At 53.4% G+C, this 21543-nt stretch carries 19 protein-coding genes; 2 read left to right on the plus strand and 17 right to left on the minus strand.

Annotated features, from left to right (window positions below):
- Positions 1-39: 39 nt before the first annotated feature.
- Complete coding sequence (locus D3P09_RS22425; RefSeq protein WP_120113649.1) at positions 40-777, plus strand: alpha/beta hydrolase; 738 nt, start codon at positions 40-42, stop codon at positions 775-777.
- Between the two features lie 639 nt (positions 778-1416).
- Here D3P09_RS22425 and D3P09_RS22430 read toward each other — a convergent pair.
- Entirely contained in the window at positions 1417-1923 is a 507-nt protein-coding gene (locus D3P09_RS22430) for a low molecular weight protein-tyrosine-phosphatase (RefSeq protein WP_120113650.1), read from the minus strand.
- Positions 1924-1925: 2 nt separating this feature from the next.
- A complete protein-coding gene (locus D3P09_RS22435) occupies positions 1926-2591 on the minus strand; it encodes a trimeric intracellular cation channel family protein (RefSeq protein WP_120113750.1) in 666 nt (221 codons plus the stop codon).
- 214 nt (positions 2592-2805) lie between these two features.
- On the opposite strand from D3P09_RS22435, the gene D3P09_RS22440 reads away from it, so the two are divergent.
- Positions 2806-3444 carry a thiamine diphosphokinase gene (locus tag D3P09_RS22440; protein ID WP_120113651.1) on the plus strand — a complete coding sequence of 213 codons (639 nt, stop codon included), beginning with the start codon at positions 2806-2808 and terminating at the stop codon, positions 3442-3444.
- Positions 3445-3472: 28 nt separating this feature from the next.
- Here the strand turns inward: D3P09_RS22440 and D3P09_RS22445 are convergent, their stop codons facing one another.
- From D3P09_RS22445 to D3P09_RS22515, 15 genes are all read right to left on the minus strand, one after another.
- On the minus strand, positions 3473-5449 hold the full coding sequence (locus tag D3P09_RS22445; RefSeq protein ID WP_120113652.1) for an endonuclease MutS2: 1977 nt from the start codon (positions 5447-5449) through the stop codon (positions 3473-3475).
- A gap of 563 nt (positions 5450-6012) precedes the next feature.
- Positions 6013-7536: a glycine betaine uptake BCCT transporter gene (locus tag D3P09_RS22450; protein ID WP_120113653.1), complete on the minus strand. Its 1524-nt coding sequence runs from the start codon at positions 7534-7536 to the stop codon at positions 6013-6015.
- Positions 7537-7607: 71 nt separating this feature from the next.
- Positions 7608-8411: an MBL fold metallo-hydrolase gene (locus tag D3P09_RS22455; RefSeq protein WP_120113654.1), complete on the minus strand. Its 804-nt coding sequence runs from the start codon at positions 8409-8411 to the stop codon at positions 7608-7610.
- The gene (locus D3P09_RS22460) at positions 8408-9082 is read right to left on the minus strand and encodes a GNAT family N-acetyltransferase (RefSeq protein WP_120113655.1); all 675 of its coding nucleotides are present in this window, start codon (positions 9080-9082) and stop codon (positions 8408-8410) included. The genes D3P09_RS22455 and D3P09_RS22460 overlap by 4 nt, the downstream gene beginning before the upstream one ends.
- Before the next feature lie 47 nt (positions 9083-9129).
- On the minus strand, positions 9130-9804 hold the full coding sequence (locus D3P09_RS22465; RefSeq protein WP_120113656.1) for a GNAT family N-acetyltransferase: 675 nt from the start codon (positions 9802-9804) through the stop codon (positions 9130-9132).
- Between the two features lie 26 nt (positions 9805-9830).
- Complete coding sequence (locus D3P09_RS22470; RefSeq protein WP_120113657.1) at positions 9831-10691, minus strand: carbon-nitrogen hydrolase family protein; 861 nt, start codon at positions 10689-10691, stop codon at positions 9831-9833.
- 28 nt (positions 10692-10719) lie between these two features.
- Entirely contained in the window at positions 10720-12081 is a 1362-nt protein-coding gene (locus tag D3P09_RS22475) for a sensor histidine kinase (protein WP_120113658.1), read from the minus strand.
- Positions 12078-12776: a response regulator transcription factor gene (locus D3P09_RS22480; protein ID WP_120113659.1), complete on the minus strand. Its 699-nt coding sequence runs from the start codon at positions 12774-12776 to the stop codon at positions 12078-12080. Before D3P09_RS22480 ends, D3P09_RS22475 begins: the two co-directional genes overlap by 4 nt.
- A 77-nt stretch (positions 12777-12853) precedes the next feature.
- Positions 12854-14476 carry a serine/threonine protein kinase gene (locus D3P09_RS22485; RefSeq protein ID WP_165867545.1) on the minus strand — a complete coding sequence of 541 codons (1623 nt, stop codon included), beginning with the start codon at positions 14474-14476 and terminating at the stop codon, positions 12854-12856.
- A gap of 162 nt (positions 14477-14638) precedes the next feature.
- Positions 14639-15658: an SAM-dependent methyltransferase gene (locus D3P09_RS22490; RefSeq protein ID WP_207892542.1), complete on the minus strand. Its 1020-nt coding sequence runs from the start codon at positions 15656-15658 to the stop codon at positions 14639-14641.
- Positions 15659-15707: 49 nt separating this feature from the next.
- Complete coding sequence (locus D3P09_RS22495; RefSeq protein WP_120113661.1) at positions 15708-16049, minus strand: cyclic-phosphate processing receiver domain-containing protein; 342 nt, start codon at positions 16047-16049, stop codon at positions 15708-15710.
- A gap of 48 nt (positions 16050-16097) precedes the next feature.
- Complete coding sequence (locus D3P09_RS22500; RefSeq protein WP_120113662.1) at positions 16098-16916, minus strand: Fpg/Nei family DNA glycosylase; 819 nt, start codon at positions 16914-16916, stop codon at positions 16098-16100.
- Positions 16917-17759 (minus strand): TIGR01457 family HAD-type hydrolase, encoded by an 843-nt coding sequence (locus tag D3P09_RS22505; RefSeq protein ID WP_120113663.1) that lies wholly within the window; start codon positions 17757-17759, stop codon positions 16917-16919.
- Complete coding sequence (locus D3P09_RS22510; RefSeq protein WP_120113664.1) at positions 17756-19156, minus strand: ribonuclease H-like domain-containing protein; 1401 nt, start codon at positions 19154-19156, stop codon at positions 17756-17758. Before D3P09_RS22510 ends, D3P09_RS22505 begins: the two co-directional genes overlap by 4 nt.
- On the minus strand, positions 19153-21435 hold the full coding sequence (locus D3P09_RS22515) for a DEAD/DEAH box helicase (RefSeq protein WP_120113665.1): 2283 nt from the start codon (positions 21433-21435) through the stop codon (positions 19153-19155). Before D3P09_RS22515 ends, D3P09_RS22510 begins: the two co-directional genes overlap by 4 nt.
- Between the last annotated feature and the right edge of the window lie 108 nt (positions 21436-21543).

A 21543-nucleotide genomic window follows, 5' to 3' on the forward strand; every position in this document is an offset into this window, starting at 1 on the left:
CAGCGGTAATCCATTCAATTGAGATAAGGAGTTTTGAACATGACAGACGCGCGGTATTTGAAAAGAACGATTTTGAAGGAAACGGTCGACAGCCGTTACTTGCCTGAAGGCCAGCGCAATCTGCGCGTATTCCTTCCGCCGGGCTATAATGAAGTGCTGAGCTACCCGGTCGTCTACTGCCAGGATGGAGAGGATTTCTTCAACTTTGGCCGTGTAGCGACGACGGCGACGCAGCTTATATTGGACGAAGGATTGGAGCCCTTCATTATAGTAGGCGTTGACGTCGACAAAAAAGTGCGCACCGAGGAATACGCTGCAGACGGCAGCCGCCATGCGGCATACCTCCGCTTTTTCGCCGAGGAGCTCCTCCCCTTCATTGAAGAGAAATATCCGGTACGCCGCGAGCCGGAGCACCGCTTGCTGGCTGGCGACTCGCTAGGCGGCACTGTGTCGCTGCACCTGGCACTCGAGTATCCGCAGCTGTTCACGCGCGTTATGTCGATGTCCGGCGCATTTTATGCCAGCTCGCAAAGCATCGTAGGCAATGCCCTCGATCTAAGCTGGCTCGATATCTACATGATTGTCGGCCTGCAGGAAGACGCTTATGAGACAGACCGCGGCGTCTACGACTTTGTTGCGCTCAACCGCAACACCCGCGCGCTGCTGGAGCACAAAGGCGCCAACATCTTCTACGAGGAAAAAGACGGCAAGCACCAATGGGGCTTCTGGCAAAAGGAGATCCCTCAGGCTTTGCGTTACTTTATTGATGTGGAGTAGGCAGGCGTAGGGCAGGCAAGCATGGAGTAGGTAAATCACTTGGAGAGTGGTACTTCCTCTCGCAGTATAAATGAGCTTCAAGGCCGGTTGGCTTTGAAGCTTTTTTGTGCGTTGCTATTGGTGCTGTAAGCCGAGTTTCTCGGTTTGCAGCACGCTCCCCAGCTGTTTTCCGCTCTCTTAGCCGAGTTTCTCGGTTTGCAGCACGCTCCTCAGGTGATTTCTGCTCTCTAAGCCGAGTTTCTCAGTTTGCAGCACGCTCCCAGCTGCTTTCCACTCCCTAAGCCGAGTTTCTCGGTTTGCAGCACGTTCTCCTGCTGCTTTCCGCTCTCTAAGCCGAGTTTCTCGGTTTACAGCACGCTCTCCAGCTACCTTCCACTCTCTAAGCCGAGTTTCTCGGTTTACAGCACGCTCTCCAGCTACCTTCCACTCTCTAAGCCGAGTTTCTCGGTTTGCAGCACAAACAAAAAAAGCTGCCCCATTAATTATGCAGCATAATTAATGAAACAGCCCATATCAAACATCACAGTTACCTGCCTAAATCAGCATGATTGCGCGCTACAAACTGCATACTCTCCACCGCTGCTACACTCCAACTTTGCTATAACAGAATGGTACAGAAGCCCGCGCCGCTTATACTAATCAAACCAACACTTTAGCCCAGCCCATATCCGCCTTGATTTGATCCAGCAAAGCGCTGCAGCCCTCATCGACCAACTCATACACATAGTCGAAGTTTCCTTCATAATACGGATCCGGCACATCCGCTACGCCTCTGCCCGGGATAAGCTCCATAAAGGTGAACACCTGGCCGGAAGCGCCATCTTCCGCAGTTTGCCCCATAATTTCGCGCGCATCCTTGAGGTTTTTGCGGTCCATACACACGATATATTGAAAATCAACCGCATCCTGCGGGATGACTTGACGGGCTTTCATGCCGGCATACGAGATACCGTGTGCATCCAGCACGCCCCGAGTCCCTTCATGAGGCTCACGGCCGATATGCCAATCCCCGGTGCCAGCAGAATCAACTGTAATACGATCCTCGAGCCCCTGTTCTGCAACGAGCTTGCGCATGACTGCCTCCGCCATCGGCGATCTGCAAATGTTGCCCAAGCATACGAATAATACACTTATATTAGGTTTCAAGCTTATTCTGCCCCTTTCTTATGTTTCAACTTGCGAGCGGCTATCTGTTCCGAAGCGGTAAAAGCACCTCTAAGCGACCTTCTTGGAAGCTTCCACTTGTAGTACACCGACAACATCCTGAACGTAATTATGATAGCGAATAAAGCCAGCAGCTCCACAGTCGACTTGAACCAGCCAAGCCCGATCGCCACCCCTGCCAGCATCGCCCATACTGCGTAGATCTCATCCTTCAGAACGAGCGGCTTGCGTCCCGCCAGCACGTCGCGGATAATACCGCCCCCGATACCAGTGAGCATTGCTGCAACGAGCACCGCGCTTAGCGGATGCTCCATCTTGGTCGCATACAATGCGCCCTGTATGGCAAATGCGGACAATCCGATCGCATCGAAAAAGGCTTCGCTTCGCCTCCAGCGCAATATCCATCTTACTGGCAGCAGGAAGACAATGGTCATAGCCGAGAGCGCCGTCAAGAACAAGTAGCCTTGGCTCCACAGCGTTGTAACCGGTACGCCGATGAGCAGGTTCCGTACGACCCCTCCTCCGAAGGCTGTCACAAGCCCCAGCACGTATACGCCCAAAATATCATATTCTTCCTCCATCGCCACAACCGCGCCGCTCACTGCAAAGGCAATTGTGCCGATCAGGCTGAATACATTGAAAATGTCCATACTCATGGTCAAGTTCACTGCCGCTATCCCCGCTTCCCGTCCATTATGCATGGCAATCACCATGCGTCCCTAACCATTTTATATCCGGCCTCATCGATTCGCAACGACAATTTTTGAGCGCATTGTCGAATCCGGCGGGAAACGCTATACTGAGAGTCGTATCCGCTTGCGGACACATGACCCTTATCTATAAGCCAGAGAGGACGTACCTTTCATGCACCATCGCATTATTATTTTTGCCGGAGGGAAGCTCGGGCCTTGGGCTCTTCAGCATATCACGCCCTCTGATACATTGATCGGCGCAGACAGCGGCGCCATATATCTGATTCATAACGGCTTAACGCCTCATATTGCGATCGGCGATTTCGATTCCGTTACGGAAGAGGAGATGAAGCTGATCCGCGAACGAAGCGGCAATACGATCTCCTGCGACCCGATTGACAAAAACTACACGGATACCGAGATGGCCTTCCGCCTTGCGCTGGATATGAAGCCTGACCAATTGCTGCTAATAGGCGTGCTTGGCACGCGTTTCGACCATTCGCTGGCGAATGTGCATCTGCTGGCACTGGCGAACGAGCAAGGCATAGAAGCGGCTATTATAGACGAGCATAATGAAATTTGCCTCATTTCAAAAACAACCCAGTTCGATCGCGGCCAACACTCGCAAGTATCCCTGCTGCCATTGTCCGAACAAGTAACGGGCATTACGCTGAGCGGCTTTCAATACCCGCTGAATGATGCAACCCTGACTATCGGCCAATCCCTTGGGATTAGCAATGTCTTGACTGCCGAGGCAGGCAGAATTGAAGTACGAGATGGCAGGCTTTTAGTTATTCGCAGCAGGGACTGACGTCAACATGCCTTTTTATTCTGCCCCCCTACTCGGGGGGCAGAATGATTTCCAGACCTTCCACATGCTTGCGGCTCATTTCATGGCGGACCTTCCGATGCTCTTTGGACTCAAAGACGATGTCCAGATCATACGATTCGCCAGGATACAGCTTCTCCTTCGCAATATAAGGCTTCAGGCGCTTCTGGTTAAAGTTTAGTTTCTCCCCTTTCACTTGAACGATCACATTCCCTCTCTCATCTGCCGGCCGGTATACGAATCCTGACCGCTTCAGCGGATAGATCCACACCACATCGCCTTTTTGAAATGCCCGTTTCGGCTTAGCCGGTTCAGCAGTTGACTCTAGCTCGCTTGCATGCTGCAGGGGCGGTCTGCCAAGCGATGGCATTAAAGAAGGCTTCTTTTCTTCCGTTGGTTTGCGTACTACTTCGGAGCGAATCGAATTGACAGCGATCGAGTCCTTATTCTCGTGATGTTCCTTCTTGTCTGTTAACAATTGCTCTGCTCGCAGCATAACCGTTTCCGGCAATCCGAATCTTCTGGCAATAGCAAAAGCGTGACTGTCGCCCGCCTCGCCAATCTCCAGCCTGTAAAGCGGCTTAAGCGTAACCGGATCAAAAGCCATCCGGCCGTTCTGGCAGCCTGGCGTCCGCGCCGCAAATGATTTGATCTCATTAAAGTGCGTAGTCGCGCCTACTAACGCCCCCCTCTCCAGCAGCATCTCCAGCACAGCGATAGACAACGCAATTCCTTCTGACGGGTCGGTGCCCGCTGCCATTTCGTCCAGCAATAGAAGCGATCTGGAGTCGGCCACATCGAACATTTCCTTCAGTACCGCAATATGCGAAGAGAAGGTGCTTAGCGATTGCTCCAGGCTTTGGCCGTCCCCTACATCCGCTATGACATGACGGAAGATGCCAAGTAAGCTTCCTTCCTCGGCTGGGATGAGCAGACCGGATTGCGCCATCAGTACAAGGAGCCCGATTGTTTTCAGCGATACCGTCTTCCCGCCTGTGTTCGGCCCTGTAATGATGAGCTGCTTCCAGCGCATCCCCAGCTCTGCGTCTAGCGGCATACTGCCTGCTCCTAGCAGCGGATGTCTCGCGCTCTTGAGCCAGATGACCGGCTGTTCGCTCAGCGCGACGCGGCGCCCTTCATACCCCCGGGCAAGCTTGCCGCGCGCCATAATAAAGTCGAAGCTCGCCATAGCCTGTGCATCCGTCTCCAGCGCATGCGCATACTCTTCAGCCAATTGGGATAGCTGCGACAGCACAACAATGCGCTCCCGCTCCTCCGCCGCGCGCCATTCTGCCAGTTCTTGCTGAAGCTCCGATACGTCCAAAGGCTCGATAAACAGCGTCTGGCCGCTGGACGATTCGTCCAGCACGGTGCCCGGCACTTGCTTGCGAAGCTCCCGCTTTACAGCCAGCACGAATCTCTCTCTTCTCTTGCTGACAATGCTTTCTTGCAGCGAGCTGCGGTACTTGCTCAGGGCATGATCCATCTTCCGGCTAATCTTGTCTTCAGTCGAGTAGATATGCCTTCGCACATAACCGAGATCAGGACTTGCTTCATCCGTGAGTCTGCCATAGCGGATGCATCTCTCCAGCTCTTCACGCAGGGGCTTGCAATCGTCCAGCGACTCGGCATATGACGCGATGGTAGGGGCGATATGCATTTTGCCGCGCATATATTTCTTCATCTGGGCAACAGAAGCAAGCCAGACGGACAGCGATTCAAGCTCCCCTTCGTTATAGCTTCTGCCTTTCCCAAGCAGCACCAGAAATGCCTCAATCCCTTCCATTGCGGACAATGGGATGCTCGCGCCGCTTCCGAGCAGCTCGGAAGCCTCGAACGTCTCAGTCTGCCATGCTTCAATTTGCCTTTTGGACAAACTCGGCTGCATATTCTCCGCCAGTCTTCTGCCCGCAACCGAAACGGTCAGCTCAACCGTCATTTGCTTGATCTTGTCATACTCTAATTTTCGCAGTGTTGCTTCATTCATGTCTTGATCCTCCTTCTGAAAATAGGCATAAAAAAAGACAGGAACGAAAACGCGAGCGCGCTTCCGTTCCTGCCTGATTATTGATGAAGCCCTTCATACCCCAATAATCCGCGCCAACTATACGGCGCAGCACTGAAAATGGGTATAAAAAAACCGTGCCTGGGAGCACGGTGATTTGGGCCTCATCCTTATCGCATGGCGGGCGGAAATCCTCATGTTCTCAACTCTTGGGATCAGACGACGAAATAAGCCTACAATTACCGCGAAAAATTTCGCAGCCTTGAGGTTATCGTGAAGCGGTCCTCAGGCAATAATGCCGCCAGGGAGCCACCTTCGTCCTGATCATATCCAATTAAGAGTTAAGAACACCGTTAATCATCAAAATTTCCCCTTCGTCATGCATATTCCCTCTTATCGTATAGAAATCAGCTTCCCATGTCAAGCTGGCTAGTCATAATAGGCAAAGTCCATTCTATTCTGCATGCTCCGTGAGCTCCTGCTATGCGCGTCACCTTTCATCCTGCCATTTGTGTTCGCCCTGTCATCCATCAACCACACTAACGCTACATATCATCAATGAGCTCATCAAGCTTCCGCTGCCGCTTTCGCTCCCGGATGCGGCGCACCTTCTCCTCCTCGCGCAAGCAGCGGATCAATGCAAAGCACATGCCGACGATAATCGCTGCGAATGGAAGCGAGGTAACAATCGACGCTGTCTGCAAGCCGTTCAGCCCTCCACTTAGAAGCAGTACGATTGCAATTGTGGATTGCAGCACACCCCATACCAGCTTCACCTTCGCTTTCGGATTCGGATCGCCGTCTTGTGACAGAATGCCCAACACAAACGTAGCTGAATCCGCTGAAGTTACAAAGAAAACAACAATAAGCAGTGTTGCTATTCCGGAAGCAATTTGTCCGAGGGGCAGCTGTTCAAGCAATAGGAACAGAACGGATGTCACATCTTTCTCCGCTGCTGCGGCGAGCGGAATATGCTTCAACAGCTCCATATGCAGACCCGTTCCCCCGAATACCGAAAACCATAGGAAACCAAGCAGGCTCGGCACAATAAGCACCCCAAGAATAAACTCCTTGATCGTCCTTCCTTTCGATACTCTCGCGATAAACGTACCTACAAATGGCGTCCATGAAATCCACCATGCCCAATAAAAAAGCGTCCAATTGCCGATCCATTTGCTCTCCGAGAATGGAGACAGCCGCAGGCTCATGCCGATCAGATTTTGCACATAAGAGCCGAGCGTATTCGTCAGAGTATCCAGAATAAAAGCGGTGGGTCCCACGCAAAACACAAATAGCAGCAAACAAAACGCCATTATGAGGTTTGCCGTGCTCAAAATTTTGATTCCCCGGTCAAGACCCGACAAAGCGGATGCCATAAATAAAAAAGTCATTACAATGATGATCCATATTTGTGTGCCTGTTGTCGTCGACAAACCGAACAAGGCATTCAAGCCGCCATTGATCTGCAGTGCGCCAAGGCCAAGAGAGGTGGCTACGCCGAATACAGTGGCGATGATGGCCAGCAGATCGATGCTTTTGCCGATCGGCCCGTAGACACGGTCGCCCAAGATAGGCAAAAACGTAATGCTGATGAGCCCCTTGCGTCCTTTGCGGAATTGATGATAAGCCAAGATCAGCCCAACGGTCGTATAGATGGCCCATGGATGAAGCCCCCAATGGAAAAACGAATACCTCATCGCGATTCTTGCCGCTTCTGGCGTACCTCCGGTCAGCCCCTCTGGCGGCACTAAGTAATGCGACAGCGGCTCTGCGACGCCCCAGAATACAAGTCCGATGCCCATCCCTGTGCTGAACAGCATGGAAAACCATGATAGCAGCGAATATTCCGGGTCATCATCGTCGCTGCCCAGCTTGAAGCTGCCGTATTTGCCAAAGGCAAGCACAAATGAAAAGATCAGAAAAGCGAACATCGACAGCAAATAAAACCAGCCGAACTTCTCGATCGTAAAATCGAATACCGTATTAGCGACTGACGATAGCTGATCCGGCTGCAAAGCGCCCCATAGCACGAACAGTGAAACAATAATGATGGATAGCCGGAAAACCATGACAAGTGCCTCCTTTTATGCCATAGCATCTCCTGCCGGTTGCAAAAATATAGGGCTGCCTGGCATGTTTTTCACATGCCGGGCAACCCTGATTCATCGCATAATGGGATACACATGCCGGTTCTTGCGAACTGTACGCGCTGCGGCAGCATATCCGTCTTGTTCACATCAATATCGTGGGACATATGAGTGAGAATCATTCGTCCTGCCTTCCATCGCTCAAATAACGCCACCGCTTCCTCCACATCATAGATCGACCTTGATTCTCTCGGGTAAGGCTCCTTGACGAAGCTCGTTCCCAATATAACAAGATCAGCTCCGTAAAAGGGCTGCTGCTGTTGCTCGGTCATATCGAAGGCGTCCGGACAGTAGATCCAGCGGTATCGGCTGGCTGTATGTACGAACTCAAAGGCGTAGGAATAGCCGTTGCGCCCATGATGAACGCGAAAGCAGCTGACAAGCCATGGCCCCAGCGCTAGCGGATGCTCCATTGGAATGAAACGTATTCGCGAGCTGATCCACGGGAATCTGGATGCAATCTCGGGGATCACTTCAGGCGGGACATGCGCCTCGCCTACTATGTCCGTCCATCTGCAGGCATCATACCATTCCGGCAATCCGCCAATATGGTCATAATGGGCGTGAGTAATCAGCATACGCTCTAAGACTCGAAGAGAGGCGCTCTCCATCTGGCGTCCCCAGTCCGGCCCGCAGTCTATCCACGTCGCGCCGGATTGGGGGTCTTCGATTTGCAAGGACGGCCGGAATCTTCGATTGCGGCCTGTTGCCCTCGCTTCCGAGCATACTCCGCAATCGCAATAAGAACGGGGAACTCCTTGCGAGTCCCCCGTTCCGCGGAATGTAATAGTGGTCATAGCGGCAACAGACGGACCTTATTCATTCCTTTCAGGTTGTCGATCATCGTCAGCCAAGCCTCAGGCTTATTCGGAAGCGCAGAATAGTAGCCCTTCAGAAAAGAAACAACCAGCGCCGCATCAACCTCTTCTACTGTCTCATCTTGCGGCAGGAATCCAAGATCAAGCTCTGTAACCGCATGGCCTTCATGATCCCAAGAAGGATGCACATAAGGAATATCCAGTCGCTTGTAACCGATATGGGACAGCACTTCTCTGCGAACATATGGATTCATTGGCGATACGCCGCCGAATTCATGGGATGCCGCACGGTAAGGATCATAGATCTCCGCGAACATGCCGATCGGCTCTGTACCCGATTCCTTGGCGAGCCGCTCCAAATCCTGCTGGCGGCTGCGCATCAAGAATCGGCCAACGCCCAGCGAAGGCTTGCCGATAATCGTAAAGTCGGTCATGGCGACACGAAGCGCAGGATAGTAACGGTACTCCGTAGAGCCGACAACCTCTTCTCCGTGCAGTGCAACATAGACATGAATGCTCTCATCTTGCAGCGGTTCTCTCCAAAGCTCGTATGCCAGCACTTCCTCCGGCGGGAAAATAGAGCCTAGCAGCTCGTGCAATGGCTTGAAGTAAGGATCTTCAATCGAAGTAATGCGATGATAGGTTAACATAAGTTCGTCACTCCAATTCTGCTTGATGTTGTCTTTGCCTGGCCTTATTACTTAGCTGCTGAGGCGCGAAATGGATTCCGCCATTCCATAATGACAGCGTGATTAAGCGATTCCTCGTCTTGCAGATAGTTCTCCGCAATACCTACCGGCACTCGTCCGCAGCGCAACAGAAATGAGATGACAGGGTCAGACCACTCTCCCGTCAGCACTTTCTCAACATATTGCTGCGGAGTTGCTTCCTGCGACTTGGTTCCGTAACCCGGCATGCGCCCCCCTCCAAGCAGGCGGTCCAGCTGAAGCTGGACAACCGTCTCATACATCGACTGCATGAGCCATTTGCCAAGTCCCGTCTTGCGGTATTCAGGAATGATGCATATATCGACGACATAAAGCGTATTGCCGTCAGGCCGATGATTGCGGATATAACCGTTATCCGTGACGGTCTCCCAGCTATGGCTATGACCGTATTCGCTTATATCGACGATAAGTCCGGTCATGGAGCCGACAATGCGGTCGTCAACTTCAGCGCACAACGCGCCTTCCCGGAACAGGGCAACGTGTTCCCTCAGCTGCTCCTTATTCCAAAGCAGCTCCTCAGGGAACGGCGGCGGAAAGCTTAAGCGCTGCGCCTCAATCAGTCCGTCAAAGTCCTGCTCCGAATAATTGCGAATGATAGCCTCGACCGGCTTTCCCTTATGCCACACATATAATTGCTTGTTCAATCGCTAAGCTCCTTTCCGCCTAAGGCTTAGCTCCAGTCCGGATACAGGTCCGATCTTCTGTCTCTCCAAGTCATAACCGAGCCGCTCTTCCTGACTTCCTCCAGCAGCGACAGGTCCAGATCGCCTACTACGAGCATATCGTCGTTAATGACGCCTTCCGCAATAATGCCTGCGGGAGGGAACGGTATATCGTTCGGCGCGAGAATAGCAGCTTGACCGAAGTTGGCGCGCATAAAGTCGACCTTGCGCAGAGCGCCGACCGTTCCCGTCGTCACGACATAGATCTGATTCTCAATCGTTCTCGCATGGCAGCAATAACGGACGCGATAGAAGCCATGACGGTCATCTGTGCAAGACGGGCAGAATATGACGTCCGCCCCCTTCGCTCTTGCCATGCGTACAATTTCCGGAAACTCAATATCATAGCAAGTGAGCATCGCAATGGTGCCGAAAGGCGTCTGGAACACCTCAACGCCGTCCCCAGGCGTCATATCCCACTCCTCAACCTCAGTAGGCGTAAGATGGATCTTGTGCTGCACGTCGATTCTGCCGTCCGGATGGAACAAGTGAGCCGCGTTGCGGCGTTTTCCGCCCTCTACTTCCACGACATGAGTACCGCCAATAATGTACATGTCGTAAGATTGGGCCAGTTCAGCAAACAGCCGTTTGTAGTCTTCCGTAAAGTCAGGCAGCCTGCCGATCGGAAGCGCCTCGCCTTGGCCATCTCCAATCGAGAGCAGCTGAGTCGTCATAAATTCAGGGAAGAGCAGGAACTGGACGCCGTATTCCGACGCGTTCCTGACATAGTGGGTAACTTGCTCTTCAAATTGCTTGAAACTCTGGATGTCGGCAAGCTTGTATTGCACCGCCGCTACACGATACTTCATGGTATTGACTCCCCCTGAATTCATTCTATTATTTGCGTTGCTTGAATTGAAGTGTAATCGTCGTGCCCAGCTCCGGCAGACTGAAGACATCAATCTTGCCCTCATGCAGATCGACGATTCGCTTGGCAATCGAAAGACCAAGACCTACGCCGCCTGTCGAGCGGCTTCTGGCGCCGTCTACACGGTAGAAGCGTTCGAACAGATGCGGAATCTCCTTCTCCGGAATGCCCATCCCTTTATCCTTCACTTCGATCTTCACAATGTTCTTCATAAGCGTGATCGACACATCGATCGGCTCTTTGGAATACTTGATCGCATTGTCAAGCAAGATCACGAGCAACTGGCGGATCTTGTCCTTGTCGCCCATCATCCGGACGACTCGCGACAACGCCTTCACGCGGATCGGCCGCTGGAATGTTGTTTGCATCATCGTCGCCAGCTCGTCAACGACCTGCACCACATCGAACATCTCCAGCCGCAGCCAATCCTCCTGCTCCGCTTCGGCAAGCGTAAGCATCGATTTGGTCAGGTTTTGCAGCCGCGTCGCTTCCTTGGCGATCGCCTCGATCGCTTCGTCGCGCACGCTCTCGTCATCCCTTCCCCACCGCTTCAGCATGCCGGCATAGCTGCTGATGACTGTAAGAGGCGTCTTCAGCTCATGCGAAGCGTCCGCAACGAATTGCTTCTGCCTCGCAAAGGTGCGGTCGAGCCGCTCGATCATCTGATTGAAGGCCCGGATCAGCTGCTGCAGCTCGGCGGATTCCTCGCGGTTCCCCATATCAATCTGCCGCAGCTTGCCGCTCCGGTCGATCTCGCGCATCGTATTGACCATCTGCTGGATCGGCGCAGTCAGCCTCGAAGTGAACCAATACGTGCCAAAAATAGCGAACAGAATAGCGCCGGCGCTCGTTACGCTAAGCGCAGCGACAAGCACCTGCAAATAATCGTCCAGCTCATCCAGTATGCGCATCACCTCAAGCATGGCGATAACCTTGCCGCCCTCAAAAAGCGGCACCTGCATGAAGATGATTCGCTCCCCGTTTCTCGTAATCATGCCGGAGTCATGATAAGGCTTGAACTCCGCCGGAATTTCCAGAATCGCCGGATGAATATTCATGCCCGTAATGCTTAGCACGCGGTTATTGGGCGCAATGATACGGACCATCTCGTTCATGCTGCTGTATTCCTCCAATATCTCTGGGGAACTGAGTCCGCGGCCGCTCTGTATTCGCGGATTCTCCAGCAGCAGATTAACTTTGGTCATGATCACTTCTTCTTCGCTCTCGGTCGTAATCTTAATGACGTAGAAGTACACGAATATATTAAAGAAGATTAATATTAATATAAGCCAAAAAATCGTAAAAAGCGTAAACCGTTTACGCAGCGTCATGCATCTGGCTCCTTTATCATATAGCCAACGCCGCGAACCGTATGGATCAGCTTATGGCGATAGCCCTTGTCAAGCTTTTGGCGCAAATATCGGATATAGACGTCAACGAGATTCGTCTCGCCGATGAAGTCATAGCCCCATACCTCGGACAGAATATCCTCGCGCGACTTCTCTTCGTTGCGGTTCTCCACCAAATAGACGAGCAGCTCGAATTCGCGCGGCGTCAGCTCGATCAGCAGATCCTTGCGGAATACTTTGCGTGTGCGCAGCTCGATTGTCAGATCGCCAAGCTTGATCAGATCGGAGCCTTCCGCTTCCTTCGGATATTGCTGGAAGATGCGCAGAATGTTCCTCACCCGCGCCAGCAGCTCCTCGACCGCAAACGGCTTTGTAACGTAATCGTTGGCTCCGTGCTCGAAGCCGCTTACCTTGTCTGGAACGGTATCTCTCGCCGTAAGCAATATGATAGGAACGGGATTGCCCGCTTGACGGATCAGGCGAAGCACTTCAATACCGCTCATCTCCGGCAGCATCACATCCAGCAGCACAAGCTGCCATTCACCGGAGGACGCCATCTCGTAGCCTTTGCGGCCGTCACTCGCCACACCTACCGTATATCCTTCATGTTCGAGCTCTAACTGCAATATGCGGGCGATCCCCGCTTCATCTTCAACGACTAATATGCGTTCATTCATGAGTTTGGACCTTCCTTCTTGTTAGAATCCCAACAATATTATCATCATAAAGAAGGATATGTCCAATTGCAAGAGAGCTATCGGCTGCTTTCGCGGTCAATATGCCGAGTCAGCTTATCGCACAGCGGGCTCATCGCCTTACTGAGCCTGTAGTCGAGAACGGTATTTTCCGTCATCCACTTATTGCTCCATAGAGCGTTCAATACCGCGTCCTGCGGCAGCAGCGGGACCGTGCATATCGGGCTGTCCGGGAAGAGAGAGAGCCACTCTGGCCTGGCGCGGAACCGCACATCCTTGTTGGCAACCCAATGCAGCATCCCGCCCGTACCCTTCAGCTTCTCTCCCAGCTCAATTAGCCGCTGCACATGATCTACCTGCCATTTTGCAATAAAGGGATCTCCGACTGCAATGACATGAGTCGATTCCATCAGCCAATACAACGCATCGGGCTCATGCCATTTGCTGGAGAAGTCCATAATATTGATTTCGCTGCCGAACTGCCTCAGCTTCTGCTCGAACAATCGGGAATCATGGCCATTCTGCGACAAATGATGGGACGGAACCACACACCAGTGAACGGGGTTACTGTCCTTCTTTCTCCGATTGTAGAACTCTGTATAGCGGATCATTCCGCTTTCGTCACTGGGGTCCTTCTTGGATCTGGCAGGCAGCAATTCGATCCATTCCGGCTGTACGCCGTAATATTCCGCAGCCGTCACGGTGCAGCCTCGCCGTCCAAGCAGCATGGACAATGTAATGGACAGCATCGTGGCGCCAGCCCCGGGAGACATCGAGATAACGCTTACAAGCGCTGGCTTCAGCTGGTTCATATGCATATCCCATCGCTTCGGACCGTCATCCGGGAGCACCGCCTGAGAGGAAAAGGCCTTCAGCGCCTGCTCCACATCCTGCATCGTCTGATAGCGATGCATCGGCATAGGGTGTAGCATCCTCTCCAGCACCGTACCGAACGAAGCTGGATAGTCCTTAGGCAATTGGGCAAGGATCGAGCGGTAATGACCGGATTCGCCGTCATAGGTCCGTACGCCGTTCGATGCAATATAGAACAATAAGGCTCCAAGCCCGTAAATATCCGTACGGGCATCGCTCTGTCGGCCGTCCCGCTGCTCCGGCGCCGCAAACCCAAGCGTGCCGAGCTTCACCGTATCTCCATGCTGCCCTTCCTTATATTTGCGGGAAATGCCGAAGTCAATCAGCTTGATATTGCCCTTCCGATCGATCATCACATTAGATGGCTTCAGGTCGCGGTGAATGATGGCAGACGGCCGCGTATGCAAATAGATTAGCGCGGAGCAAAGCTGCAGACCGATATGCACAAGCTCCGGAAACGTAAAGCCGCTCATCGACTGGTTCAGCATGCCTGCAATCGTATCGCCGTCGATGTAATCCATGATCAGCACTTCTCTGCCGCTGCCGTTCCGCGGCGGGAAATAATCGGTAATAAGCGGCAAATACGGATGGCTTAATTTCATTAGCGTATGTGCTTCCGCCGAGTAAATTCCCTGTTCTATGCTGCCCGACGTAACTTTCATCGCGCGCACCGTTCCTTCAAGCTTCATATCTTCTACAGCATAGACTACACCCATGCCCCCTTGGCCAATCACGCGGATTACCCGATAGCGTTCTTCTACTATGGTGCCGTTTTTCAATTGTGCGTTTCCTGGAACATGATCGCTCATATCTCTAGTCTCCTTCTTTTCACAACGAAAAAAAGCATCGCGAAACCACCCGCAGTCGGCAGGTCGTTTTCGGGATGCTTTCCCATTACACATATAAGATTGGTTGTGCAGTCATTATAGCACAGCAGCTCAAGGAGCTACAACGTTGTGAATACTGCCTCGTTACTCTTTGAGACGGAGATGAAGTGTAATCTCTTCCCGGTTATGGAAGAGCTGCTTGGCCTTTAGTACGGTAAACGCTGTGCCGAGACGCTCCTTGACCTCTCTGATCGTCTGCAACGGCTTGCGATGCATCAGCTTGACGGTTATGATTGCCGTGGCTTCGTGAGCCAGCGCTCCCTTCAAATCCAGAACAAGCTTGCTCATCAGCATCGGACTCCAGCTCATATCGCAGACTAGCAGATCGAATGCGCGCTTCGGAAGCTTGGCTTCGGAAGCGTTGCGCTTGATATGCGTCAGCGCTGGGCTTGCGAGCAGCGACGGATGCATATCAGCAGGATCGATAGCCGTTACGCGCAGGCCGCGTTCCAGCAGCAAGGACGTCCAGCCTCCCGGTGCCGCACCCACATCAAGCGCTTGCCGGTAGTCCGTATAGCTTAGGCCGAATGCCCTCTCCGCTTCAAGCAGCTTGAACTTCGCGCGGGATACTTGCCCCTCTTCCCGCTGGAATCTTACAGCACCACCCGGCCAATCCGACAGCATTTCCTCCGGCGTGGCGAAGCCGACATAAAGCTTGTCCCCTGCAGCATAGGCCGATATGATCATTTCGGGCTGCTGAACGACAGGCTCCGCATCCAGCTCCTCCAGCACGGCATCCAGCAGCGCTTTCGTATCGGAAGTCGTGTAGTGAAATGATGTTTTGGCATTTCTGCGAATATGTACTGCCGTCCGCTTTTCCTCAAAGACAAGACGGGCGTTGCGGATCATGTCCGCCAATCCCTGCAAATCAGACGCGCTCCCGTCAATATCCATAATCCGGTCGACCGGCTGAATATGACGAAGGAAGATCGGCTCTTCCCGATGTATCGCCGCCAGAGCCTCTGCTTGCTCCATGGCGCAGCTCATAAGGAATACCTCACCTGCGGCAAGCTGGGTGAAGCTTGCCCCCGGTATGATTCTTCGCAGCTCCTCCATTGCATAAGGAGCATAAGTTTGATTTGCTGTTCCGATCCATTGACTCACGATGGCTAAGCCTCTTTCATTATGATGTAATAGTATGCCGGCCGCGCCGCTATCGGCGCGACGCCTCTGCTACTTCGTCTAGCAGACGCTGAGGCATCGGCCCGCCGAACAGCTGAACATCCTCCGGCACATGTTCGGAGAGCGCATGATGCATCTGCTGCTTTCCCGGGGCGCTGGATGTATGCAAATAAATCCGGCGAGGATAGTTCCCAGTCTGTATCAAGTGGCGCACAACCTCGTATCCCGTCGGCTGGCCCCAGCCGAGGTCATAGTCCAGCGAGAGAATATCAATCGCCTCGACGTCAATCAGGAGCTTGCACTCCTCTGCTGACCTGGCGAATACGAAGCCTTGCGGACATTTGCGGAAATCATCCAGATAAACGTGGATCATGAGTGACCCTCCATCCGATATGCTTGCGATGTTCTGTACCTTAACTTCTTATTCGATTAATTCCTGGCAGCTTGGGCAGGCGAATGCTTTGCGGTTGCCCGCCGTCACCTTCTGTACCGTGCCGCCGCATCTCATGCAGGACTGGCCTTCACGCTTATAGACCTGGAGACGCTCCCGATACCCGCCTGTAAGCAAATCCCCCTCGAACATTGGCTTCTCTCCGGCGCCGCCATGAGAAATGGCATCGCGAAGCACGCTGCCCATCGCTTGGTACAATCTCTCCCATGCGTCGGCATTCAGCGATTGAAGCTTTGTCTCGGGGCGGATTTTGGCAGCAAAGGCAATCTCATCGGCATAGACCGGTCCGATTCCGGAGATCAGCCCGGTATCCAGCAGCGCTGTACGGAGCGTGCTTCTTTTCTTGGAGAATCGCTCCACGAAGCGCGACAGCGTCAGCCGCTTGTCTAGCGGATCAACGCCGTTTACTTTCATGTACTCCTCCAGCCCTTTGACAGACATAGTCAGAATGTGCTCCGGCATTAAGCCGTAGAAGGTCACATAGCGATCTCCGAAGGAAATCGTGGCGAAGGCTTTGGAGTCCTTCTTCTTCTCTCCGCTTCCGCAGAAAGCGTAGGCTTCATACGGAACGTACACAAGCAGGCGCTTGCCGTTATCCAGATGGAAAACAAGATGCTGCGCTCTCCGTTCCACAAACCAGACAGTTGTGCCCACTACGTGGCCGATCAGCTCAGTCTTGGCGGCTTCATCCATACCCTTCTTATGAATTGTTAATGCTGTTATTTGGGCGCCTGCAAAACGTTCCGCAAGCATCGCCCGATATATATCCAACTCCGGCAGTTCCTGCATCTAGGCTTTATCCTCCCTGCACATGCTGTTTGCACTTAGATTGCTTGAAATCTCCATTCTTAAATCATCCAGCGTCTTGCATATCCGATCAGGCTTGCAGCCGGCAGCCGTCGCGTAATGCTCGTAATTATCGGCATTGGTCAGTCCTGTCAGAACTAAGACAGAAGCGCAGCCCGCCGCAATGCCAGCTGCAATATCCGTCGCCATATTGTCTCCGACAACCCATGTATTCTCAGGTGTGGCGCCTAGCCGTTTTAACGAATAGTTCATCAATATCGATGACGGCTTGCCGATGACAACGGGCTTCACTCCGCTCGCGGCTTGCAGCATCGCTCCAATAGAGCCTGCTCCCGGCATCAGGCCGTCAGCCGTCGGCAGCAGCAGATCGGGATTCGTCATCACGAAAGCCGCGCCAGCGCGTATGTACCCGACAGCCTTCGCCATTCGCTCGTAGCTCATGGAGCGGTCGATTCCTTGCACGACATAGTCCGGCTGTTCGTCCTCCGTCATACGGCAGCCCGCTTCCTGCAACGCCTCGCGCAAGCCGCTCTCGCCTATTACGAAGACCGATGCGCCTGCAGACTGCTCGGCAATATAGCTGGCAGCCGCTTGCGCCGATGTGCACACGTCTGTAGCATCGGCGGGAATGCCCATGGCAGTCAGCCGCCGGGCCACTTCCTCCGGTGTTGCTGATGAGTTGTTTGTAACATATTGATAAGGCAAATGATTATCATTAATAAAATGAATGAGGCGATCCGCCCCGTCAATTCTCTGGGAACCGTGATACAGCGTCCCATCCAGATCAATTAACAATCCGCGCAAGCGGTTGGTTGTTTCTTTCATGATTCTATCCCTCTTCTGTCCAGCTTGCGGCGCAGTCTGGCCGCCCGGTTGCGAAGGCTGTCCTGATCCGACTGATGCTTGCGGTTGCGCTGTCCAAATAACGTCAGCCGCTCATGCCTCTCCAGCGCCCGCAGAGCGAACGCAAGCGCGGATTCCAGCTCTTTGGTTCGGTGCTCATAATACATCGCAAGCTCAATGCAGGCCTCGATTACATCCTCGTGAAACTGCGCTCCGGCTTGCACAATGGCTTTCTGCCACAATAACACAGCCCGCTCCCAATTGCCAGCCTTCTTGTCGCTGGCTGCCAGCATGAGAAGCGGGGACGGCGCAGCCTTCTCATGCCGAATAGCCCGGTCGTATAAGGTCTCTGGCAATCCATTCATTCCCATGCGGTTCAGCCATAAGCCGGTACGCACCAGCTCCTCGGCTTCTTCCGGGTATGGTATGCGTCTGAAGATCTGCTCCTGGAGAAGCCAGCCGAAGCGGATCGACAAGCAAGCCAATGACAAGAGATCGCTTTCATTATGACGGAATACGCCTTCCAGCGGCGCCGGATCTCCATCAGACAAATACTGGAAATAAAGCTGAGGAGCCAATGAACCCGGCACATCATCCGTACGGGTAATGCCGAGACGCTCCTCCTCGATATGGCTGAGCCTGCAGGAGGCAAGCGTATTCCGCCATATCGAACGCGAAGGATGCAAGAAATCAAGATGAAGCGGCGACCAATCCTTTAGTCTGATCGCATTCATAATCATGCGATTCTGCACCAGCGGCCAATCGAAAGTCTTACCATTATATGTGGCGAGATACGTATAATTGCGAAGCTTTTTCTGCAAATCCGACAGCATGGCGAATTCCTCCGCCGGATGGCGGATCAGCGTCTGCTCTACAACAAACGAATTCCCGCTTAAGTACCCGATGCCGATCATGAACGGCACATTGCCTGTGCCCACGCCGAGTCCCGTCGTTTCCAAGTCCAAATAAAGTATCGATTCAGGCGCCGGATCGCCAGCTGCCGGATGGAATGGCGACAACCCTGCCGCAGCCTCTCTCAGCTCGCCGACAGCATGTGTGCCATGCCGATGGTCCAGCGGATAGAGCGTACGTCTAATCAGGTAAGAGCCCGCTTCATTGCGGCACACGGTTACTCCGAACGCGGACCATCCAGGATGCAGCTGCTCTTCGTTATCCGCCTCCTCAGACAGAGATGTCGGCTCTGCAAGATGCGTTGACTTCATAGGCTGTATGTCAGTTGGATACGAATCAGCTTCATGGTCGGGCAGGATGGGCAACGCATCAACTGACGCCGAATGGACAACAGATGCCGGCTGCGCCGGCTGCATACCCGCTGCCGATGCTCTAAGCCGGTTCATCCGATCGCGAAGTCCGCTCATACCGCACCTGCTTCCTGAAGCAGCTCAAGCGCTTGTTGTTTGCCCAGCAGTCCAACCTCTTCGATAGGACCCACGCAAGCAGGGCAGCCGCTGAGGCAGCCGCAGGATACGATCATCGATTTCGCGTGAGCGAGCAGCTCGTCATGCACTTCGTACAACCGTTCACTAAGGCCTACACCGCCGGGATAGCGGTCATAGAAGTAAATCGTCGGGCGCTGCGTATGCACCGCCTTCACCTGAGGCACGACACGTATGTCGAACGGATCGCACATCAGATAGAGGGGTGCAATATGCACGAGCACGTTCGCAATGCCGAGCAGCGCAAATTGCATTTCGTTCTTGCTTTTGCGTGCCGCCGCTTCCTCGCTGAACGAGAACCAATAACCGCTCGTATGCAGCTCCTCCTCGGGCAAATGAATCGGCCCCGAGCCGATATTCTCGTGAGTGCGCAATCGGATTTTTTTGAAAATCGTCGCTTTGGCATTGACCGTTACTTCTCCGTATTGCCGGAGCAAGTCACCGGACTGCTTCTCCTTGTCCACATGAAGGACCTTCAGCTCGACAGCCAGATTGGCATCTGTATAGTAGTCGACATCCACTTGGCGAACATATGCCTTTTTCTCCGGATAATCAAGCTTCTCGACTTGAAATTGAACCCCTTCGTGGATGTAGATCGCTTCTTCATGGATTAGCGTAGGCGCACTGAAGCGGTCGACCTCGCCGAGCACTCGGTTATCATGGGTCATATCTACAATAATAAAGTTTTCCTGCGCGGCGGATCGAAGCGAAATATTGTGCGCCGGGAAGGACTGCTCCATCCAGAACCAACGGTCGCCCGCCTTGTGCAGCACCTTCTCCTCTACCAAAAACTCCATCATATCCGCCAGCGATTCCGACCCGAACGTCTCTCCCTCGCGGAAAGGCAGCTCGTACGCTGCGCATTTCACATGATCGATCAGGACAAGCAGATTATCCGGGTGGATCAGCGCCCGCTCCGGCGGATGGCCGAAGAAGAAGTCCGGGTTCTGGATCATGTATTGATCCAGCGGGTTGCTGCTGGCGACCAGGAATGTCACAGAGCTCTCCATACGCCGGCCGGCGCGGCCGGACTGCTGCCAAGTGCTTGCGATCGTGCCCGGATATCCATTCAAGACGCAGGCTTGCAACTGTCCGATATCGATACCGAGCTCCAGCGCGTTCGTGCTGACGACGCCGCGGATTTCGCCCGTGCGCAGCCCTTTCTCAATCTCGCGCCGCAGCTTCGGCAAGTAGCCGCCCCGGTATCCCCTGATTGTTCTGTCATCCAATTTGTCACGAATCAACTCTTGCAAATAAGTAAGCAACAGCTCGACGCGCACACGGCTTCTGGCGAACACAATGGTCTGTACGCCTTGCTTCAGCAGCATAGCGGCAAGCTTCTGCGTCTCCAGCACGCTGCTGCGGCGGATGCCAAGCTGCTTGTTGACGACAGGCGGATTGTACAGCACGAAGTGCTTCTCGCCCACTGGCGCGCCGTTGTTGTCCACGAGCTCGACTTGCTCGCCAATCAGCCGCTCCGCGTGTTCTCTTGGATTGTCTATCGTTGCGGAAGCGCAAATGAATTGCGGCTTCGAGCCGTAGAATCGGCAGATGCGCTTCAATCGCCGAATGACGTTGGCCACATGGCTGCCGAATATGCCCCGGTAAGCATGCACTTCGTCGATCACTATGTATTTGATATTCTCGAACAGCTTGACCCATTTGGTGTGATGCGGAAGAATCGCGGAGTGGAGCATATCAGGATTGGTCACGACAATATGGCCGCTGTTGCGGATGGCGGAGCGAACCGTCGGAGGCGTATCCCCGTCATAGGTATGGGTCTTGATGCTGCTGTCCATCAGGTCGGCGAGCACCTGAAGCTCCGCAACCTGGTCCTGTGCCAGCGCCTTTGTAGGGAACAAATAAAGCGCTCGCCCCTCTTCATGCTGGAGCAGGCTCTGCACGACCGGCAAGTTGTAGCATAGCGTCTTGCCTGAAGCTGTGGGCGTCACCGCTACTACGTGATTGCCTCGTCTGACTGCATCGTATGCGGCCGCTTGATGCGAATATAGCTGCTCGATTCCGCGCTTACGAAGCGCTTCCCGCCATGCCGGATGAAGATCCTCCGGCAACGGCGCGAACTTCGCTTCGCGCGGCGGCAAAGTCCGCCAATGCGTCACATTTTCCATTATTGACTCGTTCGCCTTTAGCCCCCCGAGCCATTCCTCCAGATTTGCCGCTCTCCCCGTCCATCGATTCATTGCCTTCACTCCTCTGCCCAGCCTTGCTTGACTTCTTCTATGTCGTATTTCAATTCAATAGCGCAAATTCATAGATTCGATCTTTATTGTACAGAATACATGTTCGCG

The organism is Paenibacillus pinisoli (genome assembly GCF_003605435.1).
Classification (GTDB): Bacteria; Bacillota; Bacilli; order Paenibacillales; family Paenibacillaceae; genus Pristimantibacillus; species Pristimantibacillus pinisoli.

Coding starts and splice junctions, on each gene's coding strand:
- D3P09_RS22425 (WP_120113649.1), top strand. CDS start 40: ATGACAGACGCGCGGTATTTGAAAAGAACGATTTTGAAGGAAACGGTC.
- D3P09_RS22435 (WP_120113750.1), bottom strand. CDS start 2,591: ATGGACATTTTCAATGTATTCAGCCTGATCGGCACAATTGCCTTTGCA.
- D3P09_RS22440 (WP_120113651.1), top strand. CDS start 2,806: ATGCACCATCGCATTATTATTTTTGCCGGAGGGAAGCTCGGGCCTTGG.
- D3P09_RS22445 (WP_120113652.1), bottom strand. CDS start 5,449: ATGAATGAAGCAACACTGCGAAAATTAGAGTATGACAAGATCAAGCAA.
- D3P09_RS22450 (WP_120113653.1), bottom strand. CDS start 7,536: ATGGTTTTCCGGCTATCCATCATTATTGTTTCACTGTTCGTGCTATGG.
- D3P09_RS22455 (WP_120113654.1), bottom strand. CDS start 8,411: ATGACCACTATTACATTCCGCGGAACGGGGGACTCGCAAGGAGTTCCC.
- D3P09_RS22460 (WP_120113655.1), bottom strand. CDS start 9,082: ATGTTAACCTATCATCGCATTACTTCGATTGAAGATCCTTACTTCAAG.
- D3P09_RS22470 (WP_120113657.1), bottom strand. CDS start 10,691: ATGAAGTATCGTGTAGCGGCGGTGCAATACAAGCTTGCCGACATCCAG.
- D3P09_RS22475 (WP_120113658.1), bottom strand. CDS start 12,081: ATGACGCTGCGTAAACGGTTTACGCTTTTTACGATTTTTTGGCTTATA.
- D3P09_RS22480 (WP_120113659.1), bottom strand. CDS start 12,776: ATGAATGAACGCATATTAGTCGTTGAAGATGAAGCGGGGATCGCCCGC.
- D3P09_RS22485 (WP_165867545.1), bottom strand. CDS start 14,476: ATGAGCGATCATGTTCCAGGAAACGCACAATTGAAAAACGGCACCATA.
- D3P09_RS22495 (WP_120113661.1), bottom strand. CDS start 16,049: ATGATCCACGTTTATCTGGATGATTTCCGCAAATGTCCGCAAGGCTTC.
- D3P09_RS22500 (WP_120113662.1), bottom strand. CDS start 16,916: ATGCAGGAACTGCCGGAGTTGGATATATATCGGGCGATGCTTGCGGAA.
- D3P09_RS22505 (WP_120113663.1), bottom strand. CDS start 17,759: ATGAAAGAAACAACCAACCGCTTGCGCGGATTGTTAATTGATCTGGAT.
- D3P09_RS22510 (WP_120113664.1), bottom strand. CDS start 19,156: ATGAGCGGACTTCGCGATCGGATGAACCGGCTTAGAGCATCGGCAGCG.
- D3P09_RS22515 (WP_120113665.1), bottom strand. CDS start 21,435: ATGAATCGATGGACGGGGAGAGCGGCAAATCTGGAGGAATGGCTCGGG.